The 13,983-nt window shown below is 64.4% G+C and carries 17 protein-coding genes; 6 read left to right on the forward strand and 11 right to left on the reverse strand.

Features of this window, described 5'->3' with window-relative positions:
- Positions 1–192 precede the first annotated feature (192 nt).
- From coaA to hisB, 7 genes are all read right to left on the reverse strand, one after another.
- Positions 193–1,149, reverse strand: coding sequence for a type I pantothenate kinase (gene coaA / locus H1B27_RS03410; RefSeq protein WP_061880030.1), 957 nt, complete (start codon positions 1,147–1,149; stop codon positions 193–195).
- A gap of 21 nt (positions 1,150–1,170) precedes the next feature.
- Entirely contained in the window at positions 1,171–1,497 is a 327-nt protein-coding gene (locus H1B27_RS03415; protein WP_028180742.1) for a phosphoribosyl-ATP diphosphatase, read from the reverse strand.
- A gap of 71 nt (positions 1,498–1,568) precedes the next feature.
- Positions 1,569–2,342: an imidazole glycerol phosphate synthase subunit HisF gene (gene hisF, locus H1B27_RS03420; RefSeq protein ID WP_061023640.1), complete on the reverse strand. Its 774-nt coding sequence runs from the start codon at positions 2,340–2,342 to the stop codon at positions 1,569–1,571.
- Positions 2,343–2,352: 10 nt separating this feature from the next.
- Positions 2,353–3,087 carry a 1-(5-phosphoribosyl)-5-[(5-phosphoribosylamino)methylideneamino]imidazole-4-carboxamide isomerase gene (gene hisA, locus H1B27_RS03425; RefSeq protein WP_197965011.1) on the reverse strand — a complete coding sequence of 245 codons (735 nt, stop codon included), beginning with the start codon at positions 3,085–3,087 and terminating at the stop codon, positions 2,353–2,355.
- 154 nt (positions 3,088–3,241) lie between these two features.
- Positions 3,242–3,892 (reverse strand): imidazole glycerol phosphate synthase subunit HisH, encoded by a 651-nt coding sequence (hisH, locus tag H1B27_RS03430; RefSeq protein ID WP_197965012.1) that lies wholly within the window; start codon positions 3,890–3,892, stop codon positions 3,242–3,244.
- Positions 3,889–4,419 carry a DUF2628 domain-containing protein gene (locus H1B27_RS03435; protein ID WP_197965013.1) on the reverse strand — a complete coding sequence of 177 codons (531 nt, stop codon included), beginning with the start codon at positions 4,417–4,419 and terminating at the stop codon, positions 3,889–3,891. Before H1B27_RS03435 ends, hisH begins: the two co-directional genes overlap by 4 nt.
- Before the next feature lie 65 nt (positions 4,420–4,484).
- Entirely contained in the window at positions 4,485–5,078 is a 594-nt protein-coding gene (gene hisB / locus H1B27_RS03440) for an imidazoleglycerol-phosphate dehydratase HisB (protein ID WP_197965014.1), read from the reverse strand.
- Between the two features lie 198 nt (positions 5,079–5,276).
- Between hisB and hslV the strand changes: the two genes are divergently transcribed.
- The 5 genes from hslV to H1B27_RS03465 are packed head-to-tail and all read left to right on the forward strand — an operon-like array spanning position 5,277 to position 9,474.
- Complete coding sequence (gene hslV / locus H1B27_RS03445) at positions 5,277–5,837, forward strand: ATP-dependent protease subunit HslV (RefSeq protein ID WP_061880035.1); 561 nt, start codon at positions 5,277–5,279, stop codon at positions 5,835–5,837.
- A 3-nt stretch (positions 5,838–5,840) separates the two neighbouring features.
- Positions 5,841–6,323: a GNAT family N-acetyltransferase gene (locus H1B27_RS03450; protein ID WP_197965015.1), complete on the forward strand. Its 483-nt coding sequence runs from the start codon at positions 5,841–5,843 to the stop codon at positions 6,321–6,323.
- Complete coding sequence (locus H1B27_RS03455; protein ID WP_210343205.1) at positions 6,320–6,967, forward strand: DUF2585 domain-containing protein; 648 nt, start codon at positions 6,320–6,322, stop codon at positions 6,965–6,967. Before H1B27_RS03450 ends, H1B27_RS03455 begins: the two co-directional genes overlap by 4 nt.
- A 49-nt stretch (positions 6,968–7,016) precedes the next feature.
- Positions 7,017–8,321 (forward strand): ATP-dependent protease ATPase subunit HslU, encoded by a 1,305-nt coding sequence (hslU, locus tag H1B27_RS03460; protein ID WP_061880038.1) that lies wholly within the window; start codon positions 7,017–7,019, stop codon positions 8,319–8,321.
- 28 nt (positions 8,322–8,349) lie between these two features.
- Positions 8,350–9,474 (forward strand): hypothetical protein, encoded by a 1,125-nt coding sequence (locus H1B27_RS03465; protein ID WP_197965016.1) that lies wholly within the window; start codon positions 8,350–8,352, stop codon positions 9,472–9,474.
- A 60-nt stretch (positions 9,475–9,534) separates the two neighbouring features.
- On the opposite strand, the gene H1B27_RS03470 is transcribed toward H1B27_RS03465, so the two are convergent.
- From H1B27_RS03470 to H1B27_RS03480, 3 genes are read right to left on the reverse strand one after another with little or no spacing between them, the layout of a single operon-like run.
- Complete coding sequence (locus H1B27_RS03470; RefSeq protein ID WP_197965017.1) at positions 9,535–10,125, reverse strand: Smr/MutS family protein; 591 nt, start codon at positions 10,123–10,125, stop codon at positions 9,535–9,537.
- Complete coding sequence (gene mltA / locus H1B27_RS03475; RefSeq protein ID WP_197965018.1) at positions 10,122–11,681, reverse strand: murein transglycosylase A; 1,560 nt, start codon at positions 11,679–11,681, stop codon at positions 10,122–10,124. Before mltA ends, H1B27_RS03470 begins: the two co-directional genes overlap by 4 nt.
- Positions 11,659–12,366, reverse strand: a complete 708-nt coding sequence (locus H1B27_RS03480) for a Tim44/TimA family putative adaptor protein (RefSeq protein WP_197965019.1) — start codon at positions 12,364–12,366, stop codon at positions 11,659–11,661. The genes mltA and H1B27_RS03480 overlap by 23 nt, the downstream gene beginning before the upstream one ends.
- A gap of 397 nt (positions 12,367–12,763) precedes the next feature.
- On the opposite strand from H1B27_RS03480, the gene secB reads away from it, so the two are divergent.
- Positions 12,764–13,249, forward strand: a complete 486-nt coding sequence (gene secB / locus H1B27_RS03485; RefSeq protein ID WP_028181895.1) for a protein-export chaperone SecB — start codon at positions 12,764–12,766, stop codon at positions 13,247–13,249.
- On the opposite strand, the gene dnaQ is transcribed toward secB, so the two are convergent.
- Positions 13,240–13,962: a DNA polymerase III subunit epsilon gene (gene dnaQ / locus H1B27_RS03490; RefSeq protein ID WP_197965020.1), complete on the reverse strand. Its 723-nt coding sequence runs from the start codon at positions 13,960–13,962 to the stop codon at positions 13,240–13,242. The two genes, secB and dnaQ, sit on opposite strands and share 10 nt — an antisense overlap.
- Positions 13,963–13,983: the final 21 nt, after the last annotated feature.

Consider the following 13,983-nt stretch of genomic DNA (forward strand, 5'->3'; position numbering starts at 1 on the left):
CTGCAAGCAGCTCCGAGCGATACCACTTCATCTCAATGTGGCAGTCCGGGCATATTGGCGCTTCGAGCTGTTCCGCAGCGCTTCTGAGACGATCAACCATGGCCCCCTCGCGTGTTCGAAGGCCATAACCCAATACCCCTAGTTAGTCTGCATCAAAAGATACTGAGCTCGATATTTGCCGCTCGCACGCGATCACAGCCGCCTGAGCGCCACGCTCTCCACCGTATGGTCGGCGCCCTTCTTCAGGATCAGCGTCGCCCGGGGACGGGTCGGCAGGATGTTGTCCTCGAGATTGGCGAGGTTGGTGCGTTCCCAGATCGCGATCGCGGTGGCGGTGGCTTCCTCGTCCGACAGCAACGCGTAGCGGTTGAAGTAGGATCTTGGATTGGTGAATGCGGTGTCGCGCAGCGCCAGGAAGCGCTTGATGTACCATTGCCGCAGTGCCGCCTCGTCGGCATCGATGTAGACCGAGAAATCGAAGAAGTCGGAGACAACAGGCACTGCCTTGCCGTCACGCGGCAGCTTGCCGGTTTGCAGCACGTTGACGCCCTCGACGATCAGGATGTCGGGCTGGTCGATCTCGGCCCACTGGTTCGGCACGATGTCGTAGGTCAGATGCGAATAGACCGGCGCGCGCACGTGGCGGCGGCCGGCCTTGATGTCGGAGAGGAAGCTGAGCAGCAGGGGCAGATCGTAGCTTTCCGGAAAACCCTTCTTCTGCATCATGCCGTGCCGCTCGAGCACTGCGTTGGGATAGAGGAATCCGTCGGTGGTGATCAGCTCGACCTTCGGCCGCGGCGACCAGCGCGCCAGCAGGGCCTGAAGAACGCGTGCCGTGGTGGATTTCCCGACCGCAACCGAGCCGGCGACGCCAATGATGTAGGGGACCTTGCGATCCCTGATGTTGAGGAACTGGCGCTCTGCGTAATACAGGCGCTGCATGGCGTCGACATAGATCGACAACAGGCGCGACAGCGGAAGATAAATGTCCTCGACTTCCTGGAGATCGAGGCGGTCGTGCAGTGAGCGCAGCCGGTCGAATTCACCCGGCTCCAGCGTCATCGGCGTATCGTCGCGGAGGCGCGCCCACTGCTCGCGCGTATAGACGCGGTACGGATTATACTGCTGCTCGGGTGCGCGGATATCCATAACGCGACCTCTCCACTTCGGCTAGCTGCCGCTCTTGCGCGACGCCTTTTCTTCCAACCCTGACATATTCGTACGCTTGTCCAGCGCGGCTTCGACCTCCTCCAGCTTTACGCCGCGTACCTTGAGCAGCACAAGGAAATGATAGAGCAGGTCGGCGCTTTCAGCGATCAGATGCGCGCGATCGTTTTCGACTGCAGCGATTACGGTTTCGACTGCTTCCTCGCCGAACTTCTTGGCGCAATGCTCGGCGCCCTTGTCGAGGAGCTTGCGGGTATAGGAGGCTTCGCCACCCGAGGCCGCGCGGGCATCGATGGTCTCGGCCAGATCATGGATCGTGAAACGCGGCATCGGACTTACTCGGAAACGCACAGGGCCACGGCGGCCATCCGCCAATCTAGCATTCTTGAGTACAGGAGTCGTCAGGCATCCAGGCGCATGGGGAGTCCCCGCCGCGCCATGTGCTCCTTGGCTTCGCGGATGGTGAATTCCCCGAAATGGAAGATCGAGGCGGCCAGCACGGCCGTGGCGTGCCCGTCGCGGATACCGTCGACGAGATGGTCGAGATTGCCGACGCCGCCGGAGGCGATCACGGGAACGGGAATACTGTCGGCGATCGCACGGGTCAGCGGAATGTCGAACCCCTGCCGGGTGCCGTCGCGATCCATCGAGGTGAGCAGGATCTCACCGGCGCCGAGCGAGACCACTTCCTGGGCATATTCGATCGCGTCGATGCCGGTCGAGTTGCGCCCGCCATGGGTAAAGATCTCCCAGCGGTCACCGCCCGGGCGCTTGACGCGCTTGGCGTCGATCGCGACCACCACGCACTGCTCGCCGAATTTTTCAGCAGCTTCCTTGACGAACTCGCGCCGCGCCACGGCGGCGCTGTTGATCGAGACCTTGTCGGCACCGGCGCGCAGCAGCGTCTTGATGTCGTTGACCTCGCGCACGCCGCCGCCGACGGTGACGGGCATGAAGCAGGCCTCCGCCGTGCGCCGGACCACGTCCAGCATGATGCCGCGGTTCTCATGGGTCGCGGTGATGTCGAGGAAGGTGAGCTCGTCGGCGCCGGCGGCATCATAGGCGATCGCGGCTTCGACGGGATCGCCGGCATCGCGCAGATCGACGAAGTTGACGCCCTTGACGACGCGACCGTCCTTGACGTCGAGGCAGGGGATCACGCGCACCTTGAACATCCGATGTCTCCTAAGTGCGCGCGCTGCGGATCAAGGCGAGGGCGGCGGCGGGGTCGAGCCGGCCGTCGTAGAGCGCGCGGCCGGCGATCGCGCCGGCGAGCTTCTTGGCGCGCGGCGTCAGCATCGCCTTGACGTCCTCGATCGAGGCGAGGCCGCCGGAGGCGATCACGGGAATAGAGATGGCCTCGGCGAGCGCAATGGTCGCCTCCAGGTTCAGACCCTTCAGCAGGCCGTCGCGCGCGATGTCGGTGAAGATGATGGCGGCGACGCCGGCATCCTCGAAACGCTTTGCGATCTCGAGCACCGTGACCTCAGAGGTCTCGGCCCAGCCTTCGACCGCGACCTTGCCGTCGCGGGCATCGAGGCCCACGGCGACGCGGCCGGGAAACTTCTTCGCCGCAGACTTCACCAGTTCAGGGTCGCGCACCGCGGCGGTGCCGATGATGACGCGGGTGATGCCCTTGTCGAGCCAGGCTTCGACGGTCTTGAGATCGCGAATGCCGCCGCCGAGCTGCACCGGGATCTTGATCGTCTTCAGCATCGCCTCGACAGCCTGCGCGTTCACCGGCTTGCCGGCGAAGGCGCCGTCGAGGTCGACGACGTGGAGATATTCGAAGCCCTGCTCGGCAAAGCTCTGCGCCTGCGCGGCCGGATTGAGGTTGAACACGGTCGCGCGCGCCATGTCGCCTTGCTCGAGGCGCACGCACTGGCCGTTCTTGAGGTCGATCGCGGGAAAGAGGATCATGTCGCACCTGCTCCCGTCCCCATCATGGGAACGGGCCTGTCAGCTATGCACTCCGTCATTGCGAGCGCAGCGAAGCAATCCAGACTGCCGCCGCGGAAAGACGCTGGATTGCTTCGCTGCGCTCGCAATGACGAGGTGAAAGCCGTCGAATCCATCACGGCTTCCATCGCAGGAAGTTCGAGATCAGGGCCAGCCCGAAGCGCTGGCTCTTCTCGGGGTGGAATTGCGTTCCGATCGCGGTGTCCTTCGCCACGATCGCGGTGACGGGCCCGCCGTAATCGGCGCGCGCGAGCACGTCCGCCTCGCTGGCGGGGTTGAGGTGATAGGAGTGCACGAAATAAGCGTGCTGGCCCTTCGGGCCGAGCGGCAGCTTGTCCAGCACCGGATGCTCCCTGAGCACCTCGAGCGTATTCCAGCCCATGTGCGGGATCTTCAGGCTCTCGTCGCGCGGCGTGATCTTCTCGACGTCACCGCCGATCCAGTTCAGGCCTTCGGTGATGACATGTTCCTTGCCGCGGCTGGCCATCAGCTGCATGCCGACGCAGATGCCGAAAAAGGGCCGCGCCTTGACCCGCACCGCCTCGGTGATCGCCTCGACCATGCCGTTGACGGCATCAAGGCCGCGCCGGCAATCGGCGAAGGCACCGACGCCCGGCAGCACCAGGCGGTCAGCCTCGTAAGCCTGGTCCGGATCGCTGGTGACGAAGACCTTTTGCGGGCTCTCCAGGCTGCGCGCGGCGCGCTCGAACGCCTTGGCGGCGGAATGCAGATTGCCGGAACCGTAATCGATGATGGCGACGCTCATCTTGACCCTCCCGGTTCTGGAAACAATCCAATGATGCCGCCGGCCGGAATTGGCGGCGGGTTCGAAAACGACTGACCCTGCGTGTTGCGGGTGGGCGGCGGACCGCCGCGATCGATGACCCATTGATCGTTGACGATGCCGTGCTGCTTCTGGCTCCAGCGCTCGAAGAAGCGGCGCTCGGCGGTGTCGCCGTTGTCGGCAACCACCACGTCGAGCTGTCGCCATTTGCCGCGCGACAAGGTCCAGCGGCGCAGGCTCGAGGCTTCGAAACCCATCAGCAGCGCGATGATGAGATTGGCAAAGACGACCGAACTGCGGCCGACACCGAGGCTGGACAGCCCCGCGCTGAACGCGACCGTGAAAAGCACCCAGCCGATCAGCGCCAGCCACAGCCGATTCCACAGCAGCCAGAACGGACCGAAGATCATCGCCCAGAAATGGAAGCCGTCGCGCACGAAAACGAACTTGTCGGTCGCGCGCAGATCGGCTCCGCCAGGAAAGGGAGCGTGGACTGTGTAGACAGGCATGGTGATGCCCCGTTCTCTGAATTCAGTGATGCCGCCGGCCGCGTTTTGCCGCCGAGACGAAGATGTCAGCCGCCGAGCGAACCCTTGGTGGACGGGATTTCGCCCGCCGCCTTCGGATCGATCGCGACCGCCGCCCGCAGCGCCCGCGCCAGACCCTTGAAGCAGGACTCGGCGATATGGTGGCTGTTATCGCCATATAGGGTCTCAACGTGGAGAGTCACGCCGGCGTTGATGGCGAAGGCCTGGAACCACTCGCGCACCAGCTCGGTGTCGAACTCGCCGATCTTGTCGCGGGGGAAATCGACCTTGAACACCAGGAACGGGCGGCCCGAGATGTCGATCACCACGCGCGAGAGCGTCTCGTCCATGGGCATGTGCACGCCGGCATAGCGGGTGATGCCCGCCATGTTGCCGAGCGCCTGCCTGACCGCCTGGCCGAGCGCGATGCCGGTGTCTTCGGTGGTATGGTGATGGTCAATGTGCAGATCGCCCACCGCCTTGACCGTGAGGTCGATGCGGGAATGGCGGGCGAGGAGATCGAGCATATGGTCGAAAAAGCCGATGCCGGTCGCGATATTGGACGCGCCTGATCCATCGAGGTTCACGGAGACCTCGATGTCGGTTTCCTTGGTCTTGCGCTTGATCGTCGCGGTGCGCATTGAGAGCTTTCGCTATGGTTTGCCCGAAAACGGCGGTCTTTTAACAGCCAAATGACGGCTTCGCTACTGCGGGAACGCTCCGGCAGGCCGGCACTTCCGCCTATGGTGAGCGAAATCTAGGGCCGGAACGGCCCGTTGTGCCCAGGTTGTGCCCTTTGCCCCGACCGCCTAAATCAGGCCGGACAACGAGGATCATCCATGCAGGCTTCCCAGAACAGCTCGCCGGTCTGGCACGGCACCACGATCTTGACGGTCCGCAAGGGCGGCAAGGTGGTGGTCGGCGGCGACGGCCAGGTCTCGATCGGCCAGACCGTAATCAAGTCCAATGCCAGGAAGGTCCGCAAACTCGGCAAGGGCGACGTGATCGGGGGCTTTGCCGGCGCGACCGCCGACGCCTTCACGCTGTTCGAGCGGCTGGAAGCCAAACTCGAGCAATATCCGGGACAGCTGACCCGGGCCGCGGTCGAGCTCGCCAAGGACTGGCGCACCGACCGGTACTTGCGGCGGCTGGAGGCCATGATGATCGTCGCCGACAAGGACGTCTCCCTGGTGCTGACGGGCACCGGCGACGTGCTCGAGCCCGAGGCCGGCGTGATGGCGATCGGCTCCGGCGGCAACTATGCCCTTGCGGCGGCACGGGCCCTGCTCGACACCGACAAGGACGCCGAGACCATCGTCCGCCGCTCCCTCGACATCGCCGCCGACATCTGCGTCTACACCAACCGGAATGTGACGATCGAAAGCCTGGCAAGCGGTTAGGCCATGGCGCATGCCTGCACCTTCCGCCCGATGACCACGGCCGACATGCCGCTGATCCGGCGGTGGCTGGACGCACCGCATGTCGCCGAATGGTGGCATGATCCGGAGACGCTTGAATTCGTCGGCGGCGACCTCGATCATCCCGACCTCGCGCAGTTCATCGTCAGCAAGGACGGGCGACCCTTGGCGTATCTGCAGTGCTACCAGCTCGGCGAATGGCACCTCGGCTTCGGTCCGCAGCCGATGGGCACACGCGGCCTCGATCAGTTCATCGGCGAGGCAGACATGCTCGGATGCGGCCACGGCTCCGCTTTCATCCGCGCGTTCACCGACGAACTCTTCGCGCGCGGCGTGCCGCGCATCGTGATTGATCCGAGTCCCGCCAACACCCGTGCGATCCGTGCCTATGAAAAGGCCGGATTCGTGCCGCAGCATGTCATCGTCACGCCCGATGGTCCGGCCCTCCTGATGATCCGAGACCCATGACGTTCGCCGTGACCCCCACCTCCAAGACCCTCACTGCCAAGACCGCATTTCCGCCGCTCGCCTGGGTCGGCATTGCGCTGCTGCTGCTGGCGCTGCAGGCCTCGATCCTGCTCGCAATGGGGCGCGTGCCGATCTGCACCTGCGGCACCATCAAGCTCTGGCACGGAGTGGTGAACAGCTCGGAGAATTCCCAGCAGATCGCCGACTGGTACAGCTTTTCGCACGTGCTGCACGGCTTCCTGTTCTACGGCCTGACCTGGCTGCTGTTCGCACGGCTGCCGTTCCTGCCCTTGTCTTTTCGAAGTTTGTCCTGGCCGGCCCGGCTGATCGTCGCCATGCTGATCGAGGGCGCCTGGGAGATCGTCGAGAACTCACCGTTCATCATCGAGCGCTACCGCGCCGGCACGATCTCGCTGGATTATTACGGCGACAGCATCGTCAATTCGGTCTCGGACAATCTGGCCATGATCCTGGGGTTCCTGGCCGCACGCGTGCTGCCGGTCACAGCGACCGTCCTGCTCGGCATCGCCTTCGAGATCGTGCTGGCGCTTCACATTCGCGACAATCTGACGCTCAACATCCTGATGCTGATCCACCCGATCGAGGCGGTGAAACAATGGCAATCGGGGCCGCCGATCATCTGACCTGAAATGCGGCTTGTCCCGGCCCGCATCTGACCCTAGCTAAGCACACATGACAGACTTCTCTCCCCGCGAAATCGTTTCCGAACTCGACCGTTTCATCGTCGGCCAGGGCGACGCCAAGCGCGCCGTCTCGATCGCGCTGCGCAACCGCTGGCGGCGGCAGCAGCTGTCCGGCTCCTTGCGGGAGGAGGTTCTGCCGAAGAACATCCTGATGATCGGCCCTACCGGCGTCGGCAAGACGGAAATCGCGCGACGGCTCGCCAAGCTCGCGAACGCGCCGTTCCTGAAGGTGGAAGCGACGAAATTCACCGAGGTCGGCTATGTCGGCCGCGACGTCGAGCAGATCGTGCGCGATCTCGTCGAGGTCGCGATCGCCCAGGTGCGCGAGAAGAAGCGCAAGGACGTGCAGGCGCGTGCCCAGCTCGCCGCCGAGGAGCGCGTGCTCGATGCCTTGGTCGGCGCCAATGCGAGCTCGGCGACGCGCGAATCCTTCCGCAAGAAGCTGCGTGCCGGCGAGCTCAACGACAAGGAGATCGAGATCGAGACGCAATCGTCCGGCGGCGGCATGCCGATGTTCGAGATCCCGGGCATGCCGGGCGCACAGATGGGCGCGATCTCGCTCGGCGACATTTTCGGCAAGTTGGGAGGCCGCAGCAAGACGCGGCGGCTGACGGTGGAGAGCTCGCACGAGATCCTCGTCAACGAGGAATCCGACAAGCTGCTGGACACCGAGCAGCTGACGCTGGAGGCGATCAGCGCGGTCGAGAACAACGGCATCGTGTTCCTGGACGAGATCGACAAGATCTGCGCGCGCGACGGCCGCGTCGGTGGCGACGTCTCGCGCGAGGGCGTGCAGCGCGATCTCCTGCCGCTGATCGAAGGCACCACGGTCTCGACCAAGCACGGCGCGGTCAAGACCGACCACATCCTGTTCATCGCCTCCGGCGCTTTCCATGTCGCAAAACCATCCGACCTGCTGCCGGAATTGCAGGGCCGCCTGCCGATCCGCGTCGAATTGCAGGCGCTGACCCGCGACGACATGCGCCGCATCCTGACCGAGCCCGAGGCCTCGCTGATCAAGCAATATGTCGCGCTGATGCAGACCGAGGGCGTGACACTCGACATCACCGACGGCGCGATCGACGCGCTCGCCGACGTCGCGGTGGCCGTCAACTCCACCGTCGAGAACATCGGCGCGCGGCGGCTCCAGACCGTGATGGAGCGGGTGCTGGACGAGATCTCGTTCACCGCCCCCGACCGCAGCGGCGAGACGATCAAGGTGGATGCGGATTTCGTGCAGAAGCACGTCGGGGATCTCGCCAAGAATGCGGATCTGAGCCGGTTCATTTTGTAATTTGAGGCGGTCACGCTATTGATGCGGCGTGACCGTACACATCCTGCAAAATCCCTGGCGGCTGCTGCTCGCAATCAACGCCGCCGTCCTCGTCGGCGTCTTCGTTCACAAGATCCAGCTGCCGCCTTACGTCCCCTATATTCACCTCCTCGTCGACTATCATTTCGGCTTCATCAAGCGCGCGCTGATCGGTGCCGTCGTCGCCGTCTTCACCGACAAGGTGCCGGTCTGGCTTGTGTTCGCGATCGGCGGGGCGACGTGGCTGGTGACATCAGCGCTTTACGCGAGGCTGTTTCAGAAGACCTTCGGCATCACCGCGAGGACGCTGCCGCTGTTCGTCTTCACCGCGGGCTCGCCGTTCTTCCTGAAGAACTTCATGCACACGCTCGGTCATTTCGACATCTATGGCTGCGCGCTGGCGATCGTCCTGCTGCTGATGCCCGCGGGCTCGCTGCTGTTCGTTGCCACGGCCGCGCTGTTCTCGATCGTTCTCGTGCTGATCCATCACATTCATCTCTTGATGTATGTGCCGACGATCATCACCATCGTCGCGATCAGGCACTACCTGACCCATGGCTGCAATCGCACCAACATTGCTCTCGGTAGCGTCGCCCTCGCCGTCGTCTCCGCGCTGTTCTTCGCGGCGCAGTTTTGGGGAACGATGCCGATCCCCGAAGCGGATTTCGTGGCCTATCTGAAGAGCCGGATGGCCGATTCGTCGCGGACCGACCTGCTGCAATTTGCCTACATCTGGTACCAGCCGCTGGCGAAGGAAATTGCCGACACCTGGGGCCGCCTGCCGCACAACATTCTCGGCGTGCCGGTGTTTGCACTGCTAATCTGGCTGCACACGCCGCTGGGGCGCTATCTTGCGCGCCTGATCGGCGCGCTCGCGAGCGAGATGCACCGCCGCCTCGTCGTCGCAGCGCTGTTCGGCATCAGCCTCGCCTATGTCGTGATATTCGCGATGGTGTTCGACTATTCGCGCTGGATCTCGAACTGGGCGGTCTGCATGTTCCTGATCCTGCATGCGGTGAAAATGCTGCCGGCCGCTCGGGAGACAGAGCTGATCCCGGCGGAGGATCGGAAGACCAACATCTTCGGCTTGATACTCACGCTGATCCCACGCGTCGGAATCGTCCGGCCGTTCTAGACGGTGCGCTCCCTCTCCCGCTTGCGGGAGAGGCACGAGAAGCCGCACGCGTCGGGACTGCTAACCCCTCGCCCGCCTGATCCGCACATACAGCGCCCCCTCGCCGCCGTGGCCGATATGCGCGGTCTCGAAGCCGACGACGAAGGCGCGGAATTCCGGCAGGCTGAGCCATTCCGGCACCTGACGGCGGAGCACGCCGCTTTCGCCGCCGCTGCGGCCCTTGCCGGTGATGACGAGCACGAAAGTCAGGCCATCCTGATGGGCGCGGTGCAGGAAGCCGGTCAGCGCGCGATGGGCGCGCGTCTGGGTCATGCCGTGCAGGTCGAGCCGCGCCTCGATCTCGCTGCGGCCGCGCGAGAGCTTTGTGCGCTCGCGCTTGCCAAGCGGCGCCAGGGGCGGAATGGACGGCTTCGTCACGCGCGGCGCCGGCGCGGCAGCGATGGGCCGTGGCGATGATGCCGGTCGATTGGCCGGACCGGCGGGTGACGACTCCGGGCGCGGCGCGGCATGCACCTTCGGCACGCGGGGCTTCCTCAGCGGCTTGACCTGCCTCGAAACGAGGTCCCACAGCTCGCGCTCTTCATCGCTCAGCGCACGGCGGCGCGGCGAGGGGCGAGGCTCGAGCACGGGCGGACGAGACGATCGTTTCATTGCTGCCGATGAGGGCGATTCTTCACTGGCCGACGCGGCTCAGAAGCAGGGTCGATCGCGGGACGCGGCACCGGTAGCGGAACGGGACCGGCGATGGCAACCGTTTCGTTCTTGTCTTGCGGCGCGGCGGCAGCAGGCGTTGCCGTCTTGGCCGGGACGGTCTGCGGAAACAGCTTTGCGATCTTCTCCGAAGGCCTGGGATCCGGTATCGGCAATTTCGCAGCGCGCGGGCCGGGATCGAGGCTCTTCGGCACCAGCATCACGAAACGCATGGGATGGCGCAGCCGCCCGGAGACACGGCCGGCATCCGCGCCGGCGCCGAAAAACAGATCGGCGCGTGCGGGGCCGATGATGGCCGAACCGGTGTCCTGCGCGATCATCAGCCGGTGGAACGGCGTCTTGGCGCGTTCGGACTCGATCGGCAGCTCGCCCTCGATGAAGAACGGCGTGCCGTAGACATGCAGCGATTTGTCGACCGCGATCGAGCGGCCGGCGGTCAGCGGAATGCCTTGCGCGCCCACCGCCTCGTCCTTGTCGGAGAGGTTGACCTCGCGGAAGAAGATGTAGGCACGGTTCGCGCGGCGCAGCTCCTTGGCGCCGTCGGGGTTCTGCGCCATCCACTCCCTGATCTTCTGCATCGACATCTCCTCTTTCGGGATGATGCCGCGCTCGATCAGGATGCGGCCGACGGCCGTGTAGGGATAGCCGTTATAGGCGTCGTAGTTGAGCCGAACCGAGCTGCCGTCCTCGAACTTGATCCGTGCCGAGCCCTGGATCTGGGCGAACAGAAGATCGGTCGGATCCTTGAGCCAGGCAATTTCGAGCCCGCGGCCGGCGATCTTGCCGTCCTCGATCTCGCCACGGTCGTAATAGGGCACCAGCTTGCGGCGGCCGATCTTGCGATAGACCGGGCCCTTGTTGGGCAGGCTGACCGAATCCTGCTTGTAGCCGCGCACGAACAGATTCGAGGGACGGCGATAGACCGGCACGTTGTAGACATCGGTTTGCGTGCGCGACCCCTCCAGCACCGGTTCGTAATAGCCGGTGACGAAACCGTCGGGCTCGCCGAGGCGCGAGATCCGCAGCGGCGTGAAGTTCTCCTCGAAGAAGGTCTTCGCCTTGGCGTCGTCGGCGAGATCGAGCGTCTTGGCAGCGCGGCAAGGCTCGCTCAGCGAGGCGCCCAAGGCCTTGGGTTCGAAGGCCTTGGAGTCGAAGGCCTTGGATTCGGCCGCGCCGTTCTGCGCATTGATCGGCCGGCAGCTGGCGCGGAAGGTCTTGTAGGCGGCGAGATGGTCGTCGTCTTCCCAACCCTTCACGTCCGCCCAGGCCAGCGGCAGATATTGAGCGCCGGGAATTTCGAACGGCAGGGGAAGCTGCGGATAGGGCAAGGCCCGCAGCGGGGCGGCAGGCAATTGCCGGGCGTGATGATGATGGCTGCGATGGTGGCGCCGCGCCGCCTCGGCACCGAGCGAAAACGACGAGAGCACGACGGCACACGCGCAAAGCGCCGTCGCGCTGTTCTTCAGAAAGACCTTAGTTCGCGCTTCCGGTGCCAACCAGCTTCCAGTTCGGATCGCGAGAGGAGGTGTCGCGGGCGAAAGTCCAGATGTCGGTGATGTCCGCGACCGTGTCGGCGCTGCCGTCGACGATGTTGCCGGCCTTGTCGCGGGTGGCCGAGATCATCTGCGAAACGAAGCGCACGGTGAGCTGGGCAGTGCGGTCGCGCATCTCGGCGCCGACGAGCTCGGCCTTGTCGATCGAGACGAAGCGCGTCTCGGTCTTCTGCTCGTTCTTCTCGCGTTCCTTGATCGCGGCATCGAAACTGTCATAGACATCCGACGACAACAGGTCGCGCAGCGCGCGGCGGTCGCCATTGGCGAAGGCCAGCACGATCATCTCGTAGGCGCCGCGGGCGCCCGAGATGAAATGGCGCGGGTCGAACGTGGAATCCCTCTCGACGATGGCATCGAGGCCCTGCGCCAGCGCAGTGCCGGGCTCGGTCAGCCCCTTCCAGCGATCGGAGGGCGGGGTCGGCTCGGCCGTCGGCGCCAGCGGGGCCTGGTCGATCACCTTGCCCGGCACGGTCACGACGTTGTTGTCCTGGGCACCTCCCAGCGCATTGCGGGCGGCGGTGCGATCGAACGGCGGCCGCTCGTTGCCCGTGCGCTGCCCCAGCACGCTACGCAGCCTCAAAAAGATGAAGACTGCCAGCGCCAGGAATATGATGGTGTAGATGTCCACGTCGTATTCGCTTTCTGGTCTTTTCAGGGGTCGTTGCCGGGAAAATCAATCCGGCCAGTAGACCGTTCCCTACGGAAACGGCAAGTCCACATCACCATTTTGGGTCCGCGTCAGGTCCGTGGGATGTAGGCACGAAATCTTGCCGGGCCAATGGCGCCTTTTGGCACAGTAGCAAGTGTAGCGCGTTTTAGGCTTAAGGGGAAACCCGATCCTGCCGGGAAATCGCGCATCTTCAATCATTTAAGGCGCAATTTCGCGGAAAAGGCCGGACGAACGTCCAGGATACGGGGGCGTTCCGAATTCCCGATCCGGGACCGTTCGTCCTTGTGGAACGAGGCGGCCCTATGTTAGCCAACCGCCGCGAAATTCAGCCCCAATCGGGTAAGGAGAGACTTTCATGACCAACGGTAACGGCACCCCTCCCGAGGCGGCCCAGGCTCCCCAGCTCAACGTGCTGGCGCAATATACCAAGGACCTCTCGTTCGAAAATCCCAACGCGCCGGGCTCGCTCCAGCAGCAGAGCCAGCCGCCGCAGATCAACATCCAGATCAACGTCAACGCCAACAATCTCAGCGAACAGGAGTTCGAGGTAACGTTGTCGGTCGAGGGCAAGGCCGAGACCGCAGGCAAGGTGATGTTCTCGTTCGAGCTCGCCTATGCCGGCGTGTTCCGGATCGTCAACGTGCCCAAGGAGAACCTGCATCCGCTGGTCATGATCGAATGCCCGCGCCTGTTGTTCCCGTTTGCCCGCGAGATCATCGCGACCGCGGTGCGCGACGGCGGGTTCCCGCCCCTGATGCTGGATCCGGTCGACTTCGTCGGTCTCTATCGCCAGAACATGGAGCGGCAAATGGCCGCTCAAGGTCAAGCCGGTCAGGCCTGACCGACCGCCACGGCGGCTGGAGCGGGCAGGTACTCGTTCCAGATCGCCTTGTCGCCGAGTGTCGCGATGAAGGCCCGATGGGCCTCTCGTTCGGCCTCCGAAATCCGCGGCGCCAGCGGCACCAGGCGCTGCCGCCGCGGCGCATCGCCGCCCGCATTGACGCGGATCTCCTGGGTGTCCGAAGCCAGCAACAGCTGCGACTGTCGCGCCCCGACCAGATCGACATAGACTTCGGCCAGCAGCTCTGCGTCCAGCAGCGCGCCGTGCTTGGTGCGGCGTGAATTGTCGATCGCATAGCGCGAGCAGAGATCGTCGAGCCGGTTGGACACGCCGGGATGCTTGCGGCGCGCCAGCAGCAGTGTGTCCACCAACCGCTCACGCGGGATTGCGGCGCGCTTGATGCGGTCAAGCTCGGCATTGATGAAGCCGATGTCGAACGAGGCGTTGTGGATCACCAGCGGGGCGTCGCCGATGAACTCCAGAAACTCGTCGGCGACCTCGTGAAACAATGGTTTCGTCGCCAGGAATTCGGACGACAATCCGTGCACCGCGAACGCTTCCGCCGGCATGTCCCGTTCGGGGTTGATGTAGACGTGAAAAGTCTGCCCCGTCGGCATGCGGTTGAGGATCTCGACGCAGCCGATTTCGACGAGGCGGTCGCCGCGGAGCGGATCGAGGCCGGTCGTTTCGGTGTCGAGGACGATTTCGCGCATGTCTTGGTCGCCGTGTGAGAC

It is taken from the genome of Bradyrhizobium diversitatis (genome assembly GCF_016031635.1).
Lineage (GTDB): Bacteria > Pseudomonadota > Alphaproteobacteria > Rhizobiales > Xanthobacteraceae > Bradyrhizobium > Bradyrhizobium diversitatis.